The organism is Pseudomonas sp. P110(2024) (genome assembly GCF_057480795.1).
In genome coordinates this window covers 257,970-281,926 of record NZ_JBLIYT010000006.1, presented here as the reverse complement: position 1 = coordinate 281,926, position 23,957 = coordinate 257,970, and the positions used below count along the sequence as shown (strand labels likewise).

The window sequence follows — 23,957 nt, the reverse complement described above, 5'->3', positions numbered from 1 at the left end:
CCCCTTTTCCGACAAGCGAGTGCCTGGGGTCAACAAAGTGTTCAAGGACCGTCATTCAGTTGCCGACCCGATGGTCGCTTATACGAATGGCGGCGTCTGCTTTATAGTGCTGGCATGCGGGCTTGTCGTGGCACCCTGGCCGAGGCCTGTGGTCCAAGCCCTGAACCGTTCGTGACTGATTAAGGACAATGCCATGCTGGATTGGAAAAACCGCGAGGCCAAGGCCGAGCCCCGTGAGCGGGTCGAAACCCGCGGCGCTGCCACCCGTAGCTACCTTGGCGGCCTCTGGAGCCGTGCCCTGGGGACCCTGATCGGCCTCTACCTGCTGGTGTGCATCGGCCTGGGCTGGTACTGGAGCCAGGAGCCCGAGCTGTTCCCGGTGCAGCAGAACGCCCAGGCCGCCGCCGAGCGCAACGGCCAGCAGATGGTCATCGGCTACACCACCGTCGAGACTCTCAAGACCGTCGCCGGCACTTTGCTCGACAAGCCGGGCGGCTATATTTCAAACGACCGCTTCCCGCCGGGGCTGTGGATGGACAACATGCCGAGCTGGGAGTACGGCGTGCTGGTCCAGGTGCGCGACCTGTCCCGTGCCCTGCGCAAGGACTTCGCCCGCTCCCAGTCGCAGTCGACCGAGGACGCCGACCTGGCCAAGGCCGAGCCGCGTTTCAACTTCGACAACAAGAGCTGGATCCTGCCGTCGAGCGAGTCGGAGTTCGAAGAGGGCATCAAGTCGCTGAACCGTTACCAGACCCGTCTGGCCAAGGGTGACCAGGGCGCGATCTTCTACACCCGCGCCGACAACCTGAACAACTGGCTGGGCGACGTGGCCACCCGCCTGGGCTCGCTGTCCCAGCGCCTGTCGGCCAGCGTCGGCCGGGTCAAGCTGAACAACACCCTGAAGACCGAGGCCGTGGCCCCTGGCCAGGCGCCGCAGGTCGACGAAGAAGTGGTCGAGACCCCGTGGCTGCAGATCGACAACGTGTTCTACGAAGCCCGCGGCCAGGCCTGGGCGCTGTCGCACCTGCTGCGCGCCATCGAGGTCGACTTCGCCGACGTGCTGGCGAAGAAGAACGCCACGGTCAGCGTGCGGCAGATCATCCGCGAGCTGGAAGCCTCGCAGGAAGCGCTGTGGAGCCCGATGGTGCTCAACGGCAGCGGCTTTGGCATGTGGGCCAACCACTCGCTGGTGATGGCCAACTACATCTCCCGGGCCAACGCCGCGGTCATCGACCTGCGCCAACTGCTGTCCCAGGGCTGATATGCCGGTCAATCCTGCCGAGGTCGCGCACCGCGCGGCCTCCGACGCCGAGCTGGTGGCGTGGGTGGACGAGCATGACCAACTGCTCGGCGCCCTGCCACGGGCCGAGCTGCGCGAGCGCGGCCTGATCGGGCGCTGCACGTTCATCCTGCTGTTCAACGGTGCCGGCGAGCTGTGTGTGCACCGGCGCACACTGAGCAAGGCGTTGTATCCCGGGTACTGGGATGTGGCGGCCGGCGGCATGGTGGGGGGGCAAGAGTCCTACGCCGACTCGGCGGCCCGGGAGCTGGCCGAGGAGCTGGGGGTGAGCGGCGTCGAGTTGCGTTTTCACGAGACGTTCTACTTCGAGCAGCCGGGCAACCGCCTGTGGTGCGCGGTGTATTCGGCGGTGTGGGACGGGGCGCTGCGCTTGCAGCCCGAGGAGGTCATCGAGGCGCGGTTCATCAGCGTCGAGCAGGCCCAGGCCGAAAGCGCGCAGCGACCGTATTGCCCGGACTCGCTGGTGGCGTTGCAGCGGTACCAGGCTGGCCTGATCTGATGGACTGCGCTGCCCCTGGGGAGCGCCCGGAGTCGCGAAAGGGCCCCAGTGGCCGGAAGGTCGCAAAACTTTCGTAAAATGGCGCAATCCTGTACTTAGCAACAGCCAGATTTATCGTTACACTGCGCGCCCTTTTCGGGCTGTCGCATGACCTTGCGGCAGTAGCGCCGCCCCTGCCAGAGTGGGGCTTCGCGGTCGGCTCCCGCCGACCAGTTTTTGTCCTCAGCACCGAGGAACAAAAGTGGCCAAGAAAGCTTCTTCCCTCGCCGCCCTTGGCGGTCTCGTATATTCCACCGATGCCGGTCGGCACTGTCCCGACTGTGGCCAGCCGGTGGACGCTTGTGTCTGCAAGCAGCAGGTCATCCCCGAAGGCGACGGCATTGCCCGTGTGCGCCGTGAAAGCAAAGGCCGTGGCGGCAAGACCGTGACCACCATCACCGGTGTGCCGCTGGCGCTGGAGCCGCTCAAGGAACTTGCCAGCACGCTCAAGCGTCGCTGTGGCACCGGCGGCGCGCTCAAGGACGGCGTCATCGAAATCCAGGGCGACCACGTCGAGCTGTTGCTCGCCGAGCTGATCAAGCAGGGCTTCAAGGCGAAGAAATCCGGCGGCTAAGTGCCGCCGCGCGATTTTTTGCCCAGTGCTTTCTAAACTCGTTCCGGTGGCCAGGGTCTATGCCTGGACACGGAAGAATCGTCATTTTCAGTATCTACACTGCCTGCGCCCTTAGCGGGGCCGTGTTATCGACTTTTCATACAGGGGACTTGAATGTCCGTACGACGCACACGCAAAGACGATGGTAGCCAGTGGACCGTGGCCGACAGCCGCAGTGTTTATGGCATCCGCCATTGGGGCGCTGGTTATTTCGCCATCAATGAAGCCGGGCGCGTCGAAGTGCGCCCCAACGGCCCGGACAGCGCGCCGATCGACCTGTTCGAGCAGGTCCAGGAGCTGCGCCAGAGCGGTCTGTCGCTGCCGCTGCTGGTGCGTTTCCCCGACATCCTGCAGGACCGCGTGCGCCAGCTGACCGGCGCCTTCGACGCCAACATCGCGCGCCTGGAGTACCAGAGCCAGTACACCGCGCTGTACCCGATCAAGGTCAACCAGCAGGAAGCGGTGGTCGAGAACATCATCGCCACCCAGAACGTCTCCATCGGCCTGGAAGCTGGCTCCAAGCCCGAGCTGCTGGCGGTGCTGGCGCTGGCGCCGAAGGGCGGCACCATCGTCTGCAACGGCTACAAGGACCGCGAGTTCATCCGCCTGGCGCTGATGGGTCAGAAGCTCGGCCACAACGTGTTCATCGTCATCGAGAAGGAATCCGAGGTCGCCCTGGTGATCGAGGAAGCCGCGGAGCTGAAGGTCAAGCCGCAGGTCGGCCTGCGCGTGCGCCTGTCGTCGCTGGCCTCGAGCAAGTGGGCCGACACCGGGGGCGAGAAGTCCAAGTTCGGCCTGTCCGCCGCCCAGCTGATTTCGGTGGTGCAGCGCTTCCGTGACGCAGGGCTCGACCAGGGCATCCGCCTGCTGCACTTCCACATGGGGTCGCAGATCGCCAATCTGGCCGACTACCAGCACGGCTTCAAGGAAGCCATCCGCTACTACGGCGAGCTGCGCGCCCTGGGCCTGCCGGTCGATCACATCGACGTTGGCGGCGGCCTGGGCGTGGACTACGACGGCACCCACTCGCGCAACGCCAGCTCGATCAACTACGACATGGACGACTACGCCGGCGTGGTGGTCGGGATGCTCAAGGAGTTCTGCGACGCGCAGGGCCTGCCGCACCCGCACATCTTCTCCGAGAGCGGCCGCTCGCTGACCGCGCACCACGCCATGCTGGTGATCCAGGTGACCGACGTCGAGAGCCACAACGACGAGATGCCGACCATCGAGAACAAGGAGTCGCTGCCCGAGACCGTGCAGTGGCTGGCCGACCTGCTCGGCCCCACCGACATCGAGATGGTCACCGAGACCTACTGGCGTGCCACCCACTACATGGGCGACGTGGCCGCGCAGTACGCCGACGGCAAGCTGACCCTGGCTGAAAAAGCCCTGGCCGAGCAGTGCTACTTCGCCGTGTGCCGCCGCCTGCACAACTCGCTCAAGGCCCGCCAGCGCTCGCACCGCCAGGTGCTGGACGAGCTGAACGACAAGCTGGCCGACAAGTACATCTGCAACTTCTCGGTGTTCCAGAGCTTGCCGGACACCTGGGCCATCGGCCAGGTGCTGCCGATCATCCCGCTGCACCGTCTGGACGAAGAGCCGCTGCGCCGCGCCGTGCTGCAGGATTTGACCTGCGACTCCGACGGCAAGATCAACCAGTACGTCGACGAGCAGAGCATCGAGACCAGCATGCCGGTGCACGCGGTCAAGGAAGGCGAGGACTACCTGCTGGGCGTGTTCCTGGTGGGCGCGTACCAGGAAATCCTCGGCGACATGCACAACCTGTTTGGTGACACCGACTCGGTGAACATCTACCAGAACGCCGACGGTAGCGTGTACCACGCCGGCATCGAGACCCACGACACCATCGAGGACATGCTGCGCTACGTGCACCTGTCGCCGGAGGAGTTGATGACCCACTACCGCGACAAGGTGGCCAGCGCACGGATCAGCGCGCGCGAGCGCACGCAGTTCCTTGATGCGTTGCGGCTTGGGTTGACCCGGTCTTCGTACTTGTCTTCGTAAGCTGGGGCCCGCGTTGCGGGCCTTTCGCGACACAAGGCCGCTCCCACAGGTATTGCAATTCCTTATGGAATCCCGGTACCTGTGGGAGCGGCCTTGTGTCGCGAAATGAGGGCGAAGCCCTCACCGAAGTCACATCGAGAAATGATCCAGTAGCTGTCCACCTTGCCACCACGGCTAACTTTGAATGCAATGTTCAAAGGAGCACGACATGGATAGCCCACACTCCCATCTTCTACGTCGAGGACGAGTTTCCGAGCCTGGGCGCCACTATTTGCTGACAACCACTACCCGCGACCGCAAACCGCTGTTCGCTGATTTCAATCTCACCCGAGTCGTGGTCAACCAGATGCGCCTTTGTGATCAGAAACATGCTTGTCGCACCTTGGCTTGGGTCCTGATGCCTGACCATGTGCATTGGCTTGTCGAGCTTGGGCACATCCACCTGAGCACACTGATGTGTGCGTTCAAATCTCGCAGCAGCAATGCGCTATACCGCGAGGGTGTCGAACGGCGGCACATCTGGCAGACCGGTTATCACGACCGGGCCTTGCGGCGGGAAGAGGATGTCAAAGCGGTTGCCCGGTACATTGTTGCCAATCCCATTCGTGCAGGGTTGGCCAAGCGTGCCGGCGAGTATTCACATTGGGATTGTGTGTGGCTGTAACCCCGCAGGTAAGGGCTTCGCCCTCATTTCGCGACACAAGGCCGCTCCTACAGATGACCGCGATCCCCTGTGGAAGCGGCCTTGTGTCGCGAAAGGGGCGCAAAGCGCCCCCTGCTTCACCGAACCCAACGATCCCGTTGCTGTAACCGCCACCCCACCCACCCCAGCGTCACCGCCCTCAGCGCCATGAACAGCAAGAAGGCCAACCACAACCCATGGTTGCCGAACCCACGCATGACAACCGCCACAGGCAACGCGATCACCACCGACACCAGCATCGCATTGCGCATCTCTCGCGCCCGGGTGGCGCCGATGAACAGCCCATCCAGCAGATAACTCCACACCGCCACCAACGGCAGCACCGCCAGATAAGGCAAGTACGGATACGCCGCCTCGCGCACACTGGCGATATCGGTCTGCAGGTCGATGAACAGATGGCCGCCCAGCAGGAACAGCACCGCAAACCCCAGGCTGACGATCAACGACCACCCGCAGGCCACTGCAAGCGCCCGCTTCAGGGCATCGCGATCACGGGCGCCGATGGCGTGCCCACACAGCGCCTCGACCGCATGGGCCAGGCCATCGAGGGCGTAGGCGGTGAGCATCAGCCCGTTGAGCAGCAAGGCATTGGCCGCCACCGTCGCTTCACCCAGCCGTGCACCCTGCACGGTCAACAGCAGGAAAACCAGCTGCAGCGCGAGGCTGCGCAGGAAGATATCGCGGTTCACCGCCAGCAAGGGCCGCCAGGCCTGCCAGCGCTTCAGCGCGGCCCAGGCGATATGCCCGGGGTAGGCGCGCAGCGCCGGGCGGGTGAGGGCCAGGCCGAGCAGGGCGGCGCACCACTCGGCGATCACCGAGGCCCGTGCCGAGCCGACCACGCCCCAGTCCAGGCCGAGCACGAACCACAGGTTCAGGGCGATGTTCAGCAGGTTGGTGGTCAGCAGGATCGCCAGCGGCGCCCGGGCGTTCTGCGTGCCGAGGAACCAGCCAACCAGGGCGTAGCTGGCCAGCGCCGCCGGCAGGCCGAGCAGGCGCGTATGGAAGAATGCCTCGGTGGAGGCATGCAGCGCCTCGCTGGGCTGCATCGCGTGCAGCGCCAACTGGCTGAAGGGCAGGGCGAGCAGGCCGATCAGCAGGGCGAAGGCCAGTGCCAGCAGCAGCCCCTGCACCAGCACTTGACGCAGCGCGGCGCCGTCGGCGCGGCCGGCGGCCTGGGCGGCGAAGCCGGTGGAGCCCATGCGCAGGAAGCCCATCAGGCCGACCATGAAAGTGAACAGCGTGGCGCCCACGGCCACCGCGCCCAGCTGGTGGGCGTGGGGCAGGTGGCCGATCACCGTGCTGTCGACCAGCGCCACCAGCGGCACCGAGATGTTGGACAGGATCATCGGCGCGGCCAGTGCCCAGACCTTGTGGTGGGTGGGGCGGTCGCGCCAGGCGGTGGACAGTGAAGACATGCGAATCCTTCGTTGCAGGGCCGCTTCGCGCCCCCTTGCAAGATCAAATACGCCATTGTACCGACCAGGCAACCAATCGGCGCGAACAGGGTCTCACTTGCCGCGCATCGCCAGGTAAGCCCTGCGGCGTTGCGCTATAGTTGCCTCCCTCACGTACACGCTGCCGAAGAGTCCCCTCTCAAATGCTTAACAAAGGATTGTTGCTGGCCTGCGCGCTGGCCCTGCTCAGTGCCTGTGATTCTTCCACGCCGGACAAGCCATCGGCCCCCGCCGATGCCGCCACCGCCGTTGCGCCCGCCGAAACCAAGGCGGCCAAGCGCGAAGACCCGGCGCTGCTCGCCAAGCGCTACGCGGGCCGCGAGCTGACTGTGCTGGACGTCTCGGAAGTCCAGCTCGACGGTGCCAGCACCCTGTCGGTCAGCGTCTCCGCGCCGTTGGACGCCAACCAGGACTTTGCCGCCAAGCTGCACCTGGTCGACACCGTAAAGGGCAAGGTCGACGGTGCCTGGGAACTCTCCGACAACCAGATGGAACTGCGCCTGCGCCATCTGGAGCCGCAGCGCAAGATGGTCCTGACCATCGACAAGGGCCTGCTCTCGGTCAACGGCAACCAGCTTGAAGCCGAATCGGTCAGCCGTTTCGAGACCCGCGACATGCAGCCAACCGTGGGCTTCGCCAGCCGTGGTTCGCTGCTGCCCACGCGCCTGGCCGAAGGCCTGCCGGTGATCGCCCTGAACGTCGACAAGGTCGATGTCGAGTTTTTCCGCATCAAGCCGGACATGCTTTCCAGCTTCCTGGTCAACTGGGGCCGCAATTCCAGCCTCTACTACTACCAGTCCAAGGAAACCCTGGAGATGGCCGAGCTGGTCTACAGCGGCCGCTTCGACCTCAACCCCGCGCGCAACACCCGCGAGACCGTGCTGCTGCCGATCGCCGGAATCAAGCCGCTGCAGGAGCCGGGCGTGTACCTGGCGGTGATGCGCGCCTCGGGCACCTATGACTATTCGCAGCCGGCGACCCTGTTCACCCTGAGCGACATCGGCGTCTCCGCGCACCGCTACCGCGACCGCCTGGACGTGTTCGCCCAGGCACTGGAAGGTGGCAAGGCGCTCAAGGACGTCACCCTCGAACTGCACGACGACAAGGGCAAGCTGCTGGCCCAGGCCAAGACCGACGGCGACGGCCATGCCCAGCTGCCGATCACCGCCAAGGCCGACACCCTGATCGCCACCCAGGGCGTGCACACCACTCTCCTGCGCCTGAACACCGCGGCCCTGGACCTGGCCGAGTTCGACATCACCGGCCCCCAGGCCAACCCGCTGCAGTTCTTCATCTTCGGTCCGCGCGACCTCTACCGCCCGGGCGAGACTGTGCTGCTCAACGGCCTGCTGCGTGACCAGGACGGCAAGCCGGTCAAGGCCCAGCCGGTGAATGTGGAAGTGCGCCGTCCGGACGAACAGGTCAGCCGCAAGTTCGTCTGGGAGGCCGACAAGAACGGCCTGTTCCAGTACCAGTTGCAACTGGCCACCGAGGCCCCGACCGGCCGCTGGCAACTGCTGCTGGACCTGGGCGGTGGTCGCAAGCAGGTCTACGAATTCCTCGTCGAGGACTTCCTCCCCGAGCGCCTGGCGCTGGAGCTCAAGGGCAGCAGCACGCCGCTGGCGCCGGATGAGACTGCCACCATCCAGGTCAATGGCCGTTACCTCTACGGCGCGCCGGCCGCCGGCAACCGCCTCAGCGGCCAGGCTTACGTGCGCCCGCTGCGCGAAGCGGTGAAGGCGCTGCCGGGCTACCAGTTCGGCGCGGTCACCGAGACCGACCTGAACCAGGACCTGGAGCTGGACGAAGTCACCCTCGACCAGAACGGCAAGGCCCGCATCGATATAGAAAGCCGCTGGGCCGAAGCCCGCTCGCCACTGCAACTGACTGTGCAGGCCAGCCTGCAGGAGTCCGGCGGCCGGCCGATCACCCGGCGCCTGGAGCAGCCGATCTGGCCCGCCGACCGCCTGCCGGGCCTGCGCGGCCTGTTCGACGGCGAAGAGACCGACGGTGACGGCCCGGTGGAATTCGAGTTCCTGGTGGCCGACCGCGAAGGCAAGAAGCTGGCCGCCGACAACCTGAAGGTGCGCCTGATCCGCGAGCGCCGCGACTACTACTGGAACTACTCGCAGAGCGACGGCTGGAGCTACAACTACAACGAGAAATTCCTCACCCAGGCCGAGGAGACCGTCAGCGTGAAGGCCGGCTCCACCGCCAAGCTGAATTTCCAGGTGGAGTGGGGCCCGTACCGCGTCGAGGTGGAAGATCCGCAGACCGGCCTGGTCTCCAGCGCGCGCTTCTGGGCCGGCTACCGTGCCCAGGACAACGCCGAAGGCGGCGCGGTGCGCCCCGATCAGGTCAAGATCGCCCTGGACAAGCCGGCCTACAAGGACGGCGGTACCGCCAAGGTCACCGTCACCCCGCCGGCCGCCGGCAGCGGCTACCTGATGATCGAATCCGCCGACGGCCCGCTGTGGTGGCAGGAAATCGACGTGCCCGCCGAGGGCAAGACCTTCGACGTCGAGCTGGACAAGAAGTGGGCGCGCCACGACCTGTACATCAGCGCCCTGGTGATCCGCCCGGGCGAGCGCAAGGCCAATGCCACGCCGAAACGCGCCGTGGGTGTGCTGCACCTGCCGCTGGACCGCGCCGAGCGCAAGCTGGCCGTGTCGCTGCAGGCGCCGGAGAAAATGCGACCCAAGCAACCGCTGACCGTGAAGTTCAAGGCGGTCAACGCCGACGGCAGCGTGCCGAAGCAGGTGCATGTGCTGCTGTCAGCCGTGGATGTGGGCATCCTCAATATCACCGACTTCAAGACCCCCGACCCGTTCGCCAGCCTGTTCGGCCGCAAGGCCTATGGCGCCGACCAGCTGGACATCTACGGCCAGCTGATCGAGGCCGGCCAGGGCCGCCTGGCCAGTCTCGCCTTCGGTGGTGACGCCGCCATGGCCAAGGGCGGCAAGCGGCCGAACACCACAGTGACCATCGTTGCCCAGCAAAGCTTGCCAGTGAACCTCGACGAGAAAGGCGAAGGCCAGGCCACCGTCGATATCCCCGACTTCAACGGTGAACTGCGCTTGATGGCCCAGGCCTGGACCGAGGAACACTTCGGCATGGCCGAAGGCAAGACCGTGGTCGCCGCGCCGCTGATCGCCGAGCTGTCCGCGCCGCGTTTCCTCGCCGGTGGTGACCGCACCCGGCTGGCGCTGGACCTGGCCAACCTGTCCGGCCGCGACCAGCAACTGAGCGTGCAACTGATCGCCGAAGGCCAGCTGAGCCTGGTCGGTGGTGCCCAGCAGAATTTCACCCTGGCCGAAGGCCAGCGCACCACCCTGATGATCCCAGTGCAGGCCCAGGGCGGCCTGGGGCAGGGCAAGGTGCGGGTGCAGGTCAATGGCCTGCAGCTGCCGGGCGAGCCGGCCAACACCTTCGAGCGCGAGTGGACCCTCGGTGTGCGCCCGGCCTACCCGGCGATGCTCAAGCACTACCGCGTGGCCCTCAAGGACCAGCCCTGGAGCCTGCCGGAGAGCGACCTGGCCGAGTTCGAACCGGCGGGCCTCGAGGCCAGCCTTGCACTGTCGAGCCGCCCGCCGCTCAACCTGGGCGAGCAGATCCGCGCCCTGGAAGCTTACCCCTACGGCTGCCTGGAGCAGACCACCAGTGGCTTGTACCCGTCGCTGTACGCCGATGCCGACAGCCTCAAGCGCCTGGGCATCAAGGGCGAGCCGGCCGATGTGCGCAAGCGCAAGATCGAGATGGGCATCGAGCACCTGCTGGGCATGCAGCGCTACAACGGCAGCTTCGGCCTATGGAGCTCGGACAGCGAGGAGGAGTACTGGCTGACCGCCTACGTCACCGACTTCCTGCTGCGCGCCCGTGAGCAAGGCTACGGTGTACCCGCCGAAGTGCTGAAGAAGGCCAGCGAGCGCCTGCTGCGGTATGTGCAGGAGCGCAACCTGATCGAAGTCGACTACAGCCAGAACGCCGACCACACCCGGTTCGCCGTGCAGGCCTACGCTGGCCTGGTGCTGGCGCGTAGCCAACAGGCGCCGCTGGGCGCCCTGCGCAGCCTGTTTGAACGCCGCGCCGACGCCCGCTCCGGCCTGCCGCTGGTGCAACTGGCGGTGGCGCTGGACAAGATGGGCGACAAGCAGCGTTCGCAGCAGGCATTGCAGGCAGGCCTGGCCGTGACTCGCAGCAAAGGCTGGATGGCCGACTACGGCAGTGCCCTGCGTGACCAGGCGCTGATCCTCGCCCTGCTGCAGGAGAACAACCTCGCCGGCAACCAGGTCGACCAGCGTCTGTTCGGCCTGTCCGACGAGCTGGCCGCCAATCGCTGGCTGTCCACCCAGGAGCGCAACGCGCTGTTCCTCGCCGGCCGTGGCCTGTTGGGCAAGCCGGAAGGCAACTGGAAAGCTCGCCTGGACAGCGCCGGTGAAGTGCGCGAGTTCGACAACAACGACTCGGGCATGAAACTCGAAGGCCCGCTGCTGGCCTCGCCGCTGACCGTGCAGAACCAGGGCGGCGACACCCTGTACCAGCAGCTGACCCTGTCCGGCTACCCGCGCCAGGCCCCGGCCGCCAGCGGCAACGGCATGGAGATCCGCCGCGAGTACCTGGGCATGAACGGCCAGGCGCTGGATGTACGCAACCTGCGCAGCGGTGACCTGGTGCTGGTGCACCTGGCGCTCAAGGCGCAGGATCAGGTGCCGGATGCCCTGGTGGTCGACCTGCTGCCGGCGGGCCTGGAGCTGGAGAACCAGAACCTGGCGCAGAGCGCCGCCAGCCTGGACAACGCCAGCAGCGCGGTGAAGCAGTGGCGCGAGTCGATGCAGAATGCCAGCGTGGTGCACCAGGAGTACCGTGACGACCGCTACGTGGCTGCGCTCAAGCTCGACAGCTACGGCACCACCCACCTGCTGTACCTGGCACGTGCCGTGACCCCGGGCAGCTACCGCATCCCGCCGCCGCAGGTGGAGTCAATGTACCGGCCGAACCTGCAGGCGATCGGCGACAGCCAGGGTGAAATGGTGGTACGCGCCCGCTAGGCAACGCAGGAAGCGACTCGTGGGAGCGGGCTTGCCCCGCGATAGCGTCAGGTCAGGCAGCAATGCCGACCGTACGGACGCCATCGCGGGGCAAGCCCGCTCCCACGAGGTTCAGTGAACGACCCAACTCAACACCCACAACCCCAGCAATGCCCAGATGATCCCGAGGATGATCGACGCCCGCATGAACGCGCGTATCGCCGAGTACAGCAGCATCAGGCCGACGATCAGCGCCAGGATGCTGACCAGCGAGGTGTCCATGCCCAGCGTGCGCGCCAGGCCATCGATGAAATTGCCGCCGGCGTTGGCCAGCAGGTTGAACAACCCGCTCAGGCCGTCGACGATGAAACGGATCACCGAACCCAGTACCTGGCCCAGCCACTCGAAAAAACCTTCTACATGCATAGTCGCTTCCTGATCAACGAATCGGCGATTCCCAGCCTTTGGCCATCACCTGGCCCGGTCGGTTCCCGATGCCAAGCTTAGCGCGCCCAGGTCTGCTCAAGCTGCTGCGGCGTGTCGCCGCCTCCGTGCTGGCGGTCATGGTCCTGCTGTGGCTGGCCGACCGCATCTGGCCGTTGCCCATGCCGGGCGACGACCTGGCGCGGGTGGTGCTGGCCGAGGACGGCACGCCGCTGTGGCGCTTCGCCGATGCTGACGGCGTGTGGCGCTACCCGGTCAGCCCGGACGAAGTCTCGCCGCTGTACCTTGAAGCCTTGCTCGCCTACGAGGACCGCTGGTTCTATCACCACCCTGGGGTCAACCCCATGGCCTTGGCCCGGGCGGCCTGGCTCAACCTGCGCGGCGGGCGGGTGGTGTCCGGCGGCAGCACCCTGTCGATGCAGGTGGCGCGCCTGCTCGATCCGCACGACCGCACCCTGGCCGGCAAGCTGCGCCAGTTGTGGCGCACGGCGCAGCTGGAGTGGCACCTGTCCAAGGCCGAGATCCTGCAGCTCTATCTCAATCGGGCGCCGTTCGGCGGTACCTTGCAGGGCGTGGCCGCGGCCAGCTGGGCCTACCTGGGCAAGTCGCCGAAACACCTGACCCCGGCCGAGGCCGCGCTGCTCGCCGTGCTGCCCCAGGCGCCGAGCCGCCTGCGTCCGGACCGTCATCCCGAGCGTGCCCAGCGCGCCCGGGACAAGGTGCTACAACGCCTGGCCGAGTACCAGGTGTGGCCGGCCCAACGCATCGATGAGGCCCGCGAAGAGCCGCTGCTGCTGGCGCCGCGCCAGGAACCGGCACTGGCGCCCTTGCTGGCCCGGCGGCTGAACACGCCGGACAGCCCGCCGCTGATTCGCACCACTATCGACGCCGCCCTGCAACGACGCCTCGAAGACCTGCTGATGGGCTGGCGCGCGCGCCTGCCCGAGCGCACCTCGGCGGCGCTGCTGGTGGTGGAAACCCAGAGCATGGCGGTGCGCGCCTATCTCGGTTCCATCGACCTGGGTGACGAGCGTCGCTTCGGCCATGTGGACATGATCCACGCCCTGCGCTCGCCCGGCTCGACCCTCAAGCCATTCCTCTATGCCATGGCCATGGACGACGGCCTGATCCATTCCGAATCGTTGCTGCAGGATGTGCCCCGGCGCTATGGTGACTACCGCCCCGGCAACTTCTCCATGGGCTTCAGCGGCCCGGTGTCGGCCAGCTCGGCGCTGGCGCTGTCGCTCAACCTGCCGGCGGTGCAACTGCTCGAGGCCTACGGGCCGAAACGTTTCGCCGCGCAGATGCGCATGGGCGGCATGCCGCTGGTGCTGCCACCGCTGGCCGAGCCGAACCTGTCGTTGATTCTGGGTGGCGCGGGCAGCCGGCTGGAGGATCTGGTCGGTGGCTACGCCGCGCTCGGCCGTGGCGGCAACAGCGCGAAGATTCGCCTGCAGCCCCAGGACCCGCTGGTGGAGCGCCGCCTGTTGTCGCCGGGCTCGGCCTGGATCACCCGGCGTATCCTCAGCGGCCTGGCCCGGCCGGACCGCGACCCTCATGCCGAACTGGTGCAGCGTCCGCAACTGGCCTGGAAGACTGGCACCAGCTACGGCTTTCGCGATGCCTGGTCGGTGGGGGTCGGTCCGCGCTACTTGATCGGCGTATGGATCGGCCGTCCCGATGGCACCCCGGTGCCGGGCCAGTTCGGCCTGGCCTCGGCGGCGCCGCTGATGCTGCAGGTGCACGACCTGCTGAGCAATCGCGACAGCCAGCGCGGCATCGAGGTGCCGGTCGAGCCTGTGCCCGCCTCGGTAGGCGTGGCGGCCATCTGTTGGCCCCTGGGCCAGCCGATGAACCGCCAGGACACCAACTGCCGCCGCCAGCGCTTTGCCTGGACCCTGGACGGCACCACCCCGCCGACCTTGCTGGCGGCCGACCAGCCCCTGGGTCTGGGCTTGCGCGAGACGGTGTGGCTCAACGACCAGGGACTGCGCGTCGATGCCGCTTGCCCCGGGGCCAAGGCCCACGACGTCGCCTTGTGGCCGGCCCCGCTGGAACCCTGGCTGCCAAGGGCCGAGCGCCGCGCCGCGCGGTTGCCCGCGGTGGACCCGGCCTGCCCGCCACAGCAGGTGGTCAGCGCGCCGCCGCTGTCGATCGTCGGCGTGCGCGCCGGCGACAACCTGCGCCGCCCGGCCACCAGTCACGAGCCGTTGCAACTGCGGGTGTCGGCCCTGGGCGGCGCGGGGCGGCGCTGGTGGTTCCTTAATGGTCAGCCGCTGGGCGAAACCCAGGGGCAGGACAGCTTGCCGGTGCGTTTCGAACAGGCGGGCAGCATCGAGTTGAGTGCGTTGGATGAAAGTGGCGAGACGGCGCGGGTGGCGTTTCAGGTCAGCGAGTAATCCTGCTGGGGCGAAAGGGCCGCAACGCCAATCGAGGGTTTCAGACCTCCCCCAGAATGGCCACCACCTCGATCATCTGATCCCCCGCCGGCCTGCGCCACAGCACCTCATCCCCAGGTCCGGCGCCCAGCAGCGCCCGTCCCAGCGGCGAGCCCCAGTTGACCAGCCCGTGTACCGCGTCGGCCTGGTCCTCGCCCACCAGTTGCACCTGATGCTCCTGGTTGTCCTCATCGACGAACCGCACTCGGCTGCCGATCTGAACTTTTTCGGTGGACGTGGCGCTCGGTACCACCTGCGCACTCTGCACGCGGGCGCTGAAGTAGCGCAGGTCGCGCTCGGTATCAGCCAGCCGCTGCCGGTCGGCGCGCTCGCCCTGGGCCTGCAGTTCGCTGCGCAGCGCAGTGAGCATGGCCAGCCGCTGCTGCAACTGGGCGAGGCCGGTGGCAGTGACGTAGTTGGGCTGGTCGCTGACCCGTCGCTCCACCGGCTGGCTGGCCTGGGCGGCGGCCTGGTCTTCGTTGACGAATGCTCGGCTCATGGGCGGCCTCCTTTGTGCTGGAGACCATGGTGGCAGGTCGCGGGTTTCAATGATTGTCCGATTGCGACGTCATTTGCGGCGATAGGCGCGGGCGGCGCCCTGGTCCTTTTCCTGCTGCCAGTCGCGGTCGCGCTCGTCCCAGTAGCGCTCGCGGTACTCGCGCAGGTCTTCGTTGGACTGCATCGCGTGGCACTGGCGAAAGCCATCGTCCCAGCCGCTTTCGTACTGGCGGTTGTGCAGGTAGCGCGGGACATCCTTGCGAAAGTCGCCGGCCATCAGCCCGGCGGCTTGGCGACCGCTGCTGCAGCCGTCCTGGAAGCCGTCGGCGTAGGCGGGGGGATAGCCCTGGTTGACCATCTGTTCGTGGGTGGTTTCACAACCGGCCAGCAGCAATACGACACACACGCCCAACCAATACCGCGACATATCCACAAGACCTTTAGCGTAATGGTGGAAAGTCTAGGTGGTGAATTGTCGGCGCGATGTCAAAACGCTGTCGAAGGATCGCGACGCGCTCCCACGAGGAAGGCCACATTGATCAGTATTGGTACCACTTCAGCTCCAGCATCACCTCGTTCTGCGCCGTGGCCAGATGGCTGAACTGCCGGGAGGCGCTCAACCGCAGCCCAAGGTCCCGGCTGATCTCCCACTGCTGGTTCAGGCTCACGCTGCGGCGTACCTCGCCATTGGTGAAGTAATCACCCTTGGCTTCCAGCGTCAGGTTGCCCAGCGGATTGCGCCACAGCAGCCCGCCATTGAACCCGGCTGCCGGCGAGATGAACTCGGCGAAGTCGTTGTGGTGCTCGACCCGCACCGTGCCCAGGGCGAAGCCAAGCAGGTCGTCGCTTAACTGCCAGGTTCCGCCGGCGCCGCCGTTGACGTGGCTGACCAGCACCTCGTCGTCGTGCTTGCCAGGCACCCGCTCCAGGCCCCCGGCAACCTGCCACGACCAGGGCTTGAGCAACTCATTGCGCGGGGTCAGTGAGCGGATGGTGGCCAGGTCCAGGCGCTGCACCTGCCAGTCGTTGCCCTCGTACTGGCGCAATTTGAGCTGAAGGATCTCGATCTGCGCGCCCAGCGGGAAGCCATACAGGTTGTCGTTGAGGTCGTGATAAGCCATGCGCAGGCCGTACTCGGCGTAAGCGCGGTCCTCGCGGGTCCCGACGCCCAGTTGCCAGGTGCGCGACTGATGGCCGTCCTCGGGCAGGCCTGGGCGCTCGATCACCAGCGGTGGCGGCGGGTTGCGGTTGATCGCCCTGAGCAGCTCGAAACTGCGCGCGGCCTGGGCCGGGTCGCGTTCCTGGCCGTTGGCCCGGTAGCGCTCCAGGCGATAGGCGGCATCCTGCACCAGCGCCTGGCGTTCGCGGGGCAGGGCGGTGAAGTCGGGGCTCTGCAACTGAGCGGTATCGGCGCTGATGGCCAGCACCTGCTGTTTTTCCTCATGGTCCAGCGGCTCGGCGCGGGCCAGCAGTTCGCGCTCGCGGGAGGGACGGTAGCGCACATCGGAGACCAACCCCGATTGCTTGACCGCCTTGACCGTGTCGGTGGGAATGGCGGTCAGCGGGAACTGCGAGGTCAGGTCCAGGCTCGGGCGCGCCACCTGCAGCAGTTCCAGCAGGCGGTAGGAGCAGTTCTCGTCGAAGAAGAAGTAGTCGAACTTGATCTGCTTGAGCTCCCACACGTGCTCGACCATGCGTCCGGTCTCCTCGGGCGTCAGGTCCAACTGGTATTCCCAAAGGTCGCGGTTTTCCAGGCTGCGGTACTCGGACAGCTTCTCCTGGTAGGGCATCATCGCGAACAGCCCGGGATAACCGCCCATCAGGCCTTTCCAGGCGTAGAGGATGCTGTTGTCGCTGCCTTCGATATAGGCGCCGAAGTTGATCGCGTAGCTCAGCAGCGTGGTGTCGTCGCGACGGGTGTTGGACTGGTCGATACGCAGCAGCGTGTGGCCGAACATCGACGACGGGCTGTTGAGATAGGCCGCCGGGAAGATCAGCGTCGCGCTGTGCGGGTCGATGGATGTGTACCAGGTCTTGAACTCCTGGCAGTCCGGGCTCGGCAGGCCACTGAGGTTCAGCTGTTCGCGCAGCCAGCGGGTACGCGCGGGGAACACGCATTGGGCATGCTTGTCGCCCAGGCTGGCTGGGGCGTACAGGGCGGCGACGGTGGCCTGCAGCTCCTGGTCGGGATGGTGGGCGCCATCCTCGGCGAGGAAAAAGCGTTTGTCGTCCACATAGCTGCGCCAGCCGCCGAGCTTGGCGGTTTCGTAGTGCCCGAGGGCGATCCAGTAGGGCGTGGCCGCCAACTGCTGGACGCGGGCCGGGTCGAGCTGTGGCGCGGCATGAATCGGTGCGCTGACGAGCAGCGCCAGGGGAGCGAGGCGTTTGAACATGTCGGGCAACTACATCCTGATGATGCCGGAAGGTGAAGCGCCAAGCCCGCCCCGCTGCCGGGGCGGGAGGCGTGGTACTTAAGCCTCGGTGGCGTACTTGGCCAGTTGTGGGTCGCTCTTGAGCACGGCCAGGGTGTTGGAGTGGACAGTTTCGGCAGTCACGTCGGCGCTGCTGAAGATCTGCTGGAAGTGCTCGTGGGTGACGGCGGCGAAGCGCGCGCGGTCTTCAGGGGCCACACCGAGGACCACGGCGTAGGTGGTCAGGGCTTCGCCCTGGCCCTGGGCCATGTCTTCGGAGAGCTCGTTCATCATGCCGTTCATGGCAAACCAGGATTTGCCGCCATAGGTGAGCGCGGCCTTGGTCGAGCAGCCGTTGGTGCCCGAGGTCATGCCGAAGGTTGCGTTGCCGGACGTGCCGTTGGTGGTGGAGGCCAGGAAGTGGGCCGGTGTGCCGCGCTGGCCCTCGAACAGCAAGTTGCCCCAGCCGCAGTTCGGGCCGCCCGGCGCTTCGGCCATGGCGTTGATCGAGACAGCGGCGAACAGAGTACCCAGAAGAATCCGTTTCATAGCGTTGTTCTCTTTCTCAAGTGACATACCAATGGTCAGGGTTCTGGCAACGCGGTTGCCAGGGCGGGAGGATTTCCATCCCCCTGCGCAGCTTGGAGTTTAGGCACGATCCAAAGGTTGCGTTGTTTATTGCGAAAAATTGCTTGCGTGATCGGTCATGTTGGGCTGTGACATAAAGTCCCACGGAGCCTTGCCGCTGCGCGCTGGCAGCGCCAGAATGCCTTTCATCCGCCCCGCCGAAGTAAGGAAACCCAATGCCCGATCCTGTCGCCTCGCGCCTGCGTCTCGCGCCCGAAGCCCTGACCCGGCGTTTCTCCGCTGAACAGTTCGCTTTCTCCAACACCGACGACCTGGAGCCGTTTCGTGGCGTCCTGGGCCAGGAGCGTGCCGTCGAGGCCCTGCAGTTCGGCGTGGCCATGCCGCGCCCCGGTTACAACGTGTATGTGATGGGCGAGCCCGGCACGGGCCGCTTCTCGTTCGTCAAGCGTTACCTCAAGGCCGAAGGCAAGCGCCAGCACACCCCGGCCGACTGGCTGTACGTCAACAACTTCGAGGACTCCCGCGAGCCGCGCGCCCTCGAGCTGCCGTCCGGCAGCGCCCATGAGTTCATCAACGACATGAACGGGCTGATCGACAACCTGCTGGCTACCTTCCCGGCAGTGTTCGAACACCCGTCGTACCAGCAGAAGAAGAGCGCCATCGACCGCGCCTTCAACCAGCGCTACGACCGGGCGCTGGACGTGATCGAGCGGGCTTCGCTGGAAAAGGACGTGGCGCTGTACCGCGACAGCAGCAACGTCGCCTTCACCCCCATGGCCGACGGCAAGGCGCTGGACGAGGCCGAGTTTGCCCAACTGCCGGAGGAGGTGCGCGAGCGCTTCCATGAAGACATCGCCGCGCTCGAGGACCGCCTGAACGAGGAACTGTCCAGCCTGCCGCAGTGGAAGCGCGAGTCGAGCAACCAGTTGCGCCAGCTCAATGAAGAGACCATCACCCTCGCCCTGCAGCCGCTGCTGGCGCCGCTGTCGGAGAAATACGCGGAAAACGCCGCGGTGTGCGCCTACTTGCAATCGATGCAGTTGAACCTGCTGCGCACCGTGGTCGAACAGCTGGTCGACGACAGCAAGACCGACGCCGTGGCGCGCAAGATGCTCGAAGAGCAGTACGCGCCCAACCTGGTGGTTGGCCATCCCGGCAAGGGCGGGGCGCCGGTGGTGTTCGAGCCGCATCCGACCTACGACAACCTGTTCGGCCGCATCGAATACAGCACCGACCAGGGCGCGCTGTACACCTCCTATCGCCAGCTGCGCGCGGGAGCGCTGCACCGCGCCAACGGCGGTTTCCTGATCCTGGAAGCGGAGAAGATGCTCGGCGAGCCGTTCGTCTGGGACGCCCTCAAGCGCGCGCTGCAATCGCGCAAGCTGAAGATGGAGTCGCCGCTGGGCGAACTGGGCCGCGTCGCCACCGTCAGCCTGACGCCGCAGGTTATCCCGCTCAGCGTCAAGCTGGTGATCATCGGCTCGCGCCAGCTGTACTACGCGCTGCAGGACCACGACCCGGACTTCCAGGAGATGTTCCGGGTGCTGGTGGACTTCGACGAAGACATGCCGATGGTCGACGAGAACCTGGAGCAGTTTGCCCAGCTGTTGCGCACCCGCACCAACGAAGAGGGCATGGCGCCGCTGACCAGCGACGCGGTGGCGCGCCTGGCCACCTACAGCGCGCGCCTGGCCGAGAACCAGTCGCGGCTGTCGGCGCGGATCGGCGACCTGTTCCAGCTGGTCAGCGAGGCGGACTTCATCCGCCAGCTGGCCAACGAGGCCATGACCGACGCCGGCCATATCGAGCGGGCGCTCAAGGCCAAGGCCCAGCGCACCGGGCGGGTCTCGCAGCGGGTGCTCGACGACATGCTCGCCGGGATCATCCTGATCGATACCGAAGGCGCGGCAATCGGCAAGTGCAACGGCCTGACCGTGCTCGAGGTCGGTGATTCGGCGTTCGGCATGCCCGCGCGGATTTCCGCCACGGTCTATCCGGGCGGCAGCGGCATCGTCGACATCGAGCGCGAGGTCAACCTCGGGCAGCCGATCCACTCCAAGGGGGTGATGATCCTCACCGGCTACCTGGGCAGCCGCTATGCCCAGGAGTTTCCCCTGGCGATTTCGGCGAGCATCGCCCTGGAGCAGTCCTACGGCTACGTCGACGGCGACAGCGCCTCGCTGGGCGAGGCCTGCACGTTGATCTCGGCGCTGTCGCGCACCCCGCTCAAGCAGTGCTTCGCCATCACCGGCTCGATCAACCAGTTCGGCGAGGTGCAGGCGGTCGGCGGGGTCAACGAGAAGATCGAAGGCTTCTTCCGCCTCTGCGAGGCCCGTGGCCTGACCGGCGAGCAGGGCGTGATCATCCCGCGGGCCAACGTCGCTACGTTGATGCTCGACGAGCGGGTAGTGCAGGCGGTCGAGGCCGGGCGCTTCCATGTCTACGCCGTCAGCCAGGCCGACGAGGCGCTGAGCCTGCTGGTCGGCGAGGAAGCCGGCGCGGTCGACGACAAGGGCGAGTTTGCCGAGGGCAGCGTCAACGCCCGGGTGGTCGAGCGCCTGCGGGTGATCGCCGAGATGATCAGCGAGGAAGAGATCAAGGAGGCCGAGAAGGAGCGTATGGAGGAGGTCATCGCCCAGGCCAAGCCTGCCTGAGTCAAGAAACCGGCGCTGGCGGCCATGTGCTACCGTTCAGCGCCGGTTTTCCAACTTTTTACTCAGGTCGGCTAAAGTGGAACTTAAGGACGTTGTCAGGGTTCAGGATGGAAACAGCCTGAGGGTTTCAGGCTGAACAGGGCTTTACAGAGGGGACGCCGCCATGCGCAACCTCAGCCTCACCCGCCAGTGCCTGGGCCTGGTGACCCGCATCGAATGCAGCATCCGTCCGCTGGCCGGGGACAACGGCATGTGGACCTTGCTGTTCGCCGCCGGCATGGCCGGTGAACAACCCTCGGCGATCAAGGCCCAGGGCCCGTTCCACGGGCCGATGGTGGCCGAGTCGGTGATGAACGCCATCGTCGACAGCCTCACCCTTCATGGCTATCAGGTCGCGGAAGACCCGCAGATCTGGTGCCTGCACCTGCAGGCGCAGTTGCGCCGAATCAACGGTGAGCGGTGCCGCAATCTTGGGGACTATCAGTTCCATCCGGAAACCTGAGCGTTTTTCCTGTGGAACCAGGTTCCCGTGGGAGCGGGCTTGCCCCGCGATAAAGGCCCGGCCTGGCCATTGTGACAGGGCGGCTGGCGCCATCGCGCGGCAAGCCCGCTCCCACGAAGTCGCCTCCACAAAGTCTGCTCGCACGATGCACTGCGGCAACCAGCCGCAGGCTTTTGCTGTCACAGGTGGCTGGCTATACTCGCGATCGCTTTTCCAGTCACTTCACGAGTCCCCCTACTGTCCATGGAACGTATCCTCGAAAACGCGATGTATGCCTCGCGCTGGCTGCTCGCCCCAATCTACTTCGGCCTCTCGCTGGGCCTGCTGGCACTGGCCCTGAAGTTCTTCCAGGAAATCATCCATGTCCTGCCCAACGTCTTCACCCTCGCCGAGGCCGACCTGATCCTGGTGATCCTGTCGCTGATCGACATGTCGCTGGTCGGCGGCCTGCTGGTGATGGTGATGATCTCCGGCTACGAGAACTTCGTCTCGCAACTGGATATCGACGAGAGCAAGGAAAAGCTCAACTGGCTGGGCAAGATGGATTCCTCGTCGCTGAAGATGAAGGTCGCCGCGTCCATCGTCGCCATCTCCTCGATTCACTTGCTGCGGGTGTTCATGGATGCCCAGAACATCTCCACCGACTACCTGATGTGGTACGTGATCATCCACATGACCTTCGTCATCTCGGCATTCGTCATGGGTTACCTGGATCGCATTACCAAACACTGATTCGTTTGGGCGCTATCGCGGGGCAAGCCCGCTCCCACGCAGGCCTTAAGGTTGCGTGGGAGCGGGCTTGCCCCGCGATCTTTCTGACCAGCGGCAGCTTGTGCTTTCGCCGTTGCCGTACAAAAAATGAGCACTCATGCCTGGTTCCCGCAGCGAGGTGCGCCCATGAACCTGCATCAGCTCAATACCGAGGCCAGGGCTGGCCATGTCGACGAACTCAACCTGATCGCCATCGAAGGCGGTGATTACCTGCTCGAGGCCCGGGTCAAGGGCCGTGCCCATCCGCTGGACGATACGCGTGGCAAGCGCTTGCGCGTGCACTCGGTCGAGGACGCCCGCTTGCTCCTGCAATCGATTCCCCTGTTGTCGATGAACCTGGTGCACTGGTCCGTGCAGGATGAGATGTGTGGCCTGGGCCTGCACCCGGAAGAAGACCTCAAGGTCCCGATTTCCCAGCGTTCGGCCTGGTAGCTGCTTCGCGCGGCACCAGTGTGCTAGGCTGCTCGCCCTTTTCATTAGGGCGCGGATGCAGTGCGCCCTTAAGCGGAGCAAGCCAATGTCCGAACTCAACCTGTCCACCGACGAATCCCGCGTCAGCTACGGCATCGGCCGCCAGCTGGGCGGCCAGCTGCGTGACAACCCGCCACCAGGCGTCAACCTGAACGCCATCGTTGCCGGCCTGACCGACGCCTTCAACGGCGCCGACAGCCGCGTCAGCGAAGAAGACCTGTCGGCCGCTTTCAAGGTCATCCGCGAAGTGATGCAGGCCGAAGCCGCTGCCAAGGCCGAAGCCGCCGCTGCCGCCGGCAAGGAATTCCTGGCTGAAAACGCCAAGCGTGAAGGCATCGTGACCCTGGCCTCGGGCCTGCAGTACGAAGTGCTGACCGCAGGTGAGGGCGCCAAGCCGTCCCGCGAAGACAACGTGCGCACCCACTACCACGGCACCCTGATCGACGGCACCGTGTTCGACAGCTCCTACGATCGCGGCCAGCCGGCCGAATTCCCGGTCGGTGGCGTGATCGCCGGCTGGACCGAGGCCCTGCAACTGATGAACGCCGGCAGCAAATGGCGCCTGTACGTGCCGAGCGAGCTGGCCTATGGCGCCCAAGGCGTCGGCAGCATCCCGCCGCACAGCACCCTGGTGTTCGACGTCGAGCTGCTCGACGTTCTGTAATGCCTGATCGCGGGGCAAGCCCGCTCCCACTGGTGCTCTGCTACCTCGTGGGAGCGGGCTTGCCCCGCGATGCCTTTCAGTTCCAATCCGTTCCCCCCGGGCGCAACGCCCGCGCATAGCAGAACAGAAACAGATTTCTTACCAGCTCCTTGAGCACCCCGGGTTCACTCGAATTCAGCCCCGTGAGGTCCAGGTCACCCTGGTCACGCAGTTCGTCGAGCGCGTCTTCTTCGAGCACGGCGCACACTTCGCCGGTCTCGCGATGCAGGATGCGCAGGTAGGGGTGGGGGCGGTCGAGCCAGGCGTCGATCAGATAGGTCATGGCTATTCTCCTTGGATAGCGTTTCCAATGAGAATAATTCTTATTATCAAAATAGCAAGTGACTATTGGAAGAATTCTTCCGAATGGTGCAGCCGATCCTGTTGCAGGATCTGTCAGGGCCGCCCGTTGGGCAGCCCCGAGGGGCTGGCGATCAGACCTTGCGCACGAACTCGGACTTGAGCTTCATCGCGCCGATGCCGTCGATCTTGCAGTCGATGTCGTGGTCGCCGTCGCACAGGCGGATGTTCTTGACCTTGGTGCCGACCTTGACCACCAGGGACGACCCCTTGACCTTGAGGTCCTTGATCACGGTGACAGTGTCGCCGTCCTGCAGGACGTTGCCGACCGAATCCTTCTTCACCACGTCGTCGCTGGCGGCTTCGGCTTCGCCGCTGGCCGACCACTCGTGGGCGCATTCGGGGCAGATCAGTTGAGTGCCATCCTCATAGGTGTATTCGGAGTTGCATTGGGGGCAGGGTGGCAGAGTGCTCACGGCTTTTCCTTTCAAGTACAGGCGGGTAAAGGCGCACA

20 protein-coding genes are annotated in these 23,957 nt (G+C 65.7%); 12 read left to right on the top strand and 8 right to left on the bottom strand.

Annotated elements, in window-relative coordinates; all coding sequences use genetic code 11:
* Positions 1 to 193: 193 nt before the first annotated feature.
* The 5 genes from AC25ND_RS11930 to AC25ND_RS11910 all read left to right on the top strand — a co-directional run bounded on the left by AC25ND_RS11930 (position 194) and on the right by AC25ND_RS11910 (position 5,143).
* On the top strand, positions 194 to 1,261 hold the full coding sequence (locus AC25ND_RS11930) for a DUF2333 family protein (protein WP_062364716.1): 1,068 nt from the start codon (positions 194 to 196) through the stop codon (positions 1,259 to 1,261).
* Between the two features lies 1 nt (position 1,262).
* On the top strand, positions 1,263 to 1,799 hold the full coding sequence (locus AC25ND_RS11925; RefSeq protein ID WP_028691193.1) for an NUDIX hydrolase: 537 nt from the start codon (positions 1,263 to 1,265) through the stop codon (positions 1,797 to 1,799).
* A gap of 241 nt (positions 1,800 to 2,040) precedes the next feature.
* Positions 2,041 to 2,412, top strand: coding sequence for a translation initiation factor Sui1 (locus AC25ND_RS11920; RefSeq protein ID WP_062572770.1), 372 nt, complete (start codon positions 2,041 to 2,043; stop codon positions 2,410 to 2,412).
* A 153-nt stretch (positions 2,413 to 2,565) separates the two neighbouring features.
* Positions 2,566 to 4,479, top strand: a complete 1,914-nt coding sequence (gene speA / locus AC25ND_RS11915; protein ID WP_050703606.1) for an arginine decarboxylase — start codon at positions 2,566 to 2,568, stop codon at positions 4,477 to 4,479.
* A gap of 208 nt (positions 4,480 to 4,687) precedes the next feature.
* Complete coding sequence (locus AC25ND_RS11910; RefSeq protein ID WP_486976320.1) at positions 4,688 to 5,143, top strand: REP-associated tyrosine transposase; 456 nt, start codon at positions 4,688 to 4,690, stop codon at positions 5,141 to 5,143.
* Positions 5,144 to 5,259: 116 nt separating this feature from the next.
* Here the strand turns inward: AC25ND_RS11910 and AC25ND_RS11905 are convergent, their stop codons facing one another.
* On the bottom strand, positions 5,260 to 6,597 hold the full coding sequence (locus AC25ND_RS11905; protein ID WP_062364714.1) for an MATE family efflux transporter: 1,338 nt from the start codon (positions 6,595 to 6,597) through the stop codon (positions 5,260 to 5,262).
* Positions 6,598 to 6,779: 182 nt separating this feature from the next.
* On the opposite strand from AC25ND_RS11905, the gene AC25ND_RS11900 reads away from it, so the two are divergent.
* Positions 6,780 to 11,684: an alpha-2-macroglobulin family protein gene (locus AC25ND_RS11900; protein WP_486976319.1), complete on the top strand. Its 4,905-nt coding sequence runs from the start codon at positions 6,780 to 6,782 to the stop codon at positions 11,682 to 11,684.
* A 111-nt stretch (positions 11,685 to 11,795) separates the two neighbouring features.
* Here AC25ND_RS11900 and AC25ND_RS11895 read toward each other — a convergent pair whose 3' ends face one another.
* The gene (locus tag AC25ND_RS11895) at positions 11,796 to 12,089 is read right to left on the bottom strand and encodes a hypothetical protein (RefSeq protein WP_028691188.1); all 294 of its coding nucleotides are present in this window, start codon (positions 12,087 to 12,089) and stop codon (positions 11,796 to 11,798) included.
* Positions 12,090 to 12,157: 68 nt separating this feature from the next.
* On the opposite strand from AC25ND_RS11895, the gene pbpC reads away from it, so the two are divergent.
* Positions 12,158 to 14,506, top strand: coding sequence for a peptidoglycan glycosyltransferase PbpC (pbpC, locus tag AC25ND_RS11890; RefSeq protein ID WP_486976318.1), 2,349 nt, complete (start codon positions 12,158 to 12,160; stop codon positions 14,504 to 14,506).
* Positions 14,507 to 14,546: 40 nt separating this feature from the next.
* Here the strand turns inward: pbpC and AC25ND_RS11885 are convergent, their stop codons facing one another.
* The 4 genes from AC25ND_RS11885 to AC25ND_RS11870 form a co-directional block, all read right to left on the bottom strand.
* Positions 14,547 to 15,044, bottom strand: coding sequence for a GreA/GreB family elongation factor (locus AC25ND_RS11885; protein ID WP_207851204.1), 498 nt, complete (start codon positions 15,042 to 15,044; stop codon positions 14,547 to 14,549).
* Positions 15,045 to 15,113: 69 nt separating this feature from the next.
* The gene (locus tag AC25ND_RS11880) at positions 15,114 to 15,470 is read right to left on the bottom strand and encodes a hypothetical protein (RefSeq protein WP_028691185.1); all 357 of its coding nucleotides are present in this window, start codon (positions 15,468 to 15,470) and stop codon (positions 15,114 to 15,116) included.
* Positions 15,471 to 15,582: 112 nt separating this feature from the next.
* Complete coding sequence (locus AC25ND_RS11875; RefSeq protein ID WP_486976317.1) at positions 15,583 to 17,436, bottom strand: Lnb N-terminal periplasmic domain-containing protein; 1,854 nt, start codon at positions 17,434 to 17,436, stop codon at positions 15,583 to 15,585.
* Between the two features lie 78 nt (positions 17,437 to 17,514).
* The gene (locus AC25ND_RS11870) at positions 17,515 to 18,003 is read right to left on the bottom strand and encodes a DUF3015 domain-containing protein (protein ID WP_028691183.1); all 489 of its coding nucleotides are present in this window, start codon (positions 18,001 to 18,003) and stop codon (positions 17,515 to 17,517) included.
* 254 nt (positions 18,004 to 18,257) lie between these two features.
* On the opposite strand from AC25ND_RS11870, the gene AC25ND_RS11865 reads away from it, so the two are divergent.
* The 5 genes from AC25ND_RS11865 (at position 18,258) to bamJ (ending at position 23,104) form a co-directional block, all read left to right on the top strand.
* The gene (locus AC25ND_RS11865; RefSeq protein ID WP_028691182.1) at positions 18,258 to 20,696 is read left to right on the top strand and encodes a Lon protease family protein; all 2,439 of its coding nucleotides are present in this window, start codon (positions 18,258 to 18,260) and stop codon (positions 20,694 to 20,696) included.
* A gap of 163 nt (positions 20,697 to 20,859) precedes the next feature.
* Entirely contained in the window at positions 20,860 to 21,198 is a 339-nt protein-coding gene (locus AC25ND_RS11860; protein ID WP_023631147.1) for a PA4575 family protein, read from the top strand.
* A 243-nt stretch (positions 21,199 to 21,441) separates the two neighbouring features.
* Complete coding sequence (locus AC25ND_RS11855; RefSeq protein ID WP_023631146.1) at positions 21,442 to 21,930, top strand: TIGR00645 family protein; 489 nt, start codon at positions 21,442 to 21,444, stop codon at positions 21,928 to 21,930.
* Positions 21,931 to 22,095: 165 nt separating this feature from the next.
* Entirely contained in the window at positions 22,096 to 22,401 is a 306-nt protein-coding gene (locus AC25ND_RS11850; protein WP_028691181.1) for a DUF6482 family protein, read from the top strand.
* An 85-nt stretch (positions 22,402 to 22,486) separates the two neighbouring features.
* Complete coding sequence (gene bamJ / locus AC25ND_RS11845) at positions 22,487 to 23,104, top strand: BamJ family beta-barrel-assembly machinery protein (RefSeq protein ID WP_062364710.1); 618 nt, start codon at positions 22,487 to 22,489, stop codon at positions 23,102 to 23,104.
* Positions 23,105 to 23,180: 76 nt separating this feature from the next.
* Here bamJ and AC25ND_RS11840 read toward each other — a convergent pair whose 3' ends face one another.
* Positions 23,181 to 23,426, bottom strand: coding sequence for a PA4570 family protein (locus AC25ND_RS11840; protein ID WP_028691179.1), 246 nt, complete (start codon positions 23,424 to 23,426; stop codon positions 23,181 to 23,183).
* A gap of 151 nt (positions 23,427 to 23,577) precedes the next feature.
* A complete protein-coding gene (locus AC25ND_RS11835; protein ID WP_028691178.1) occupies positions 23,578 to 23,919 on the bottom strand; it encodes a zinc ribbon domain-containing protein YjdM in 342 nt (113 codons plus the stop codon).
* Positions 23,920 to 23,957: the final 38 nt, after the last annotated feature.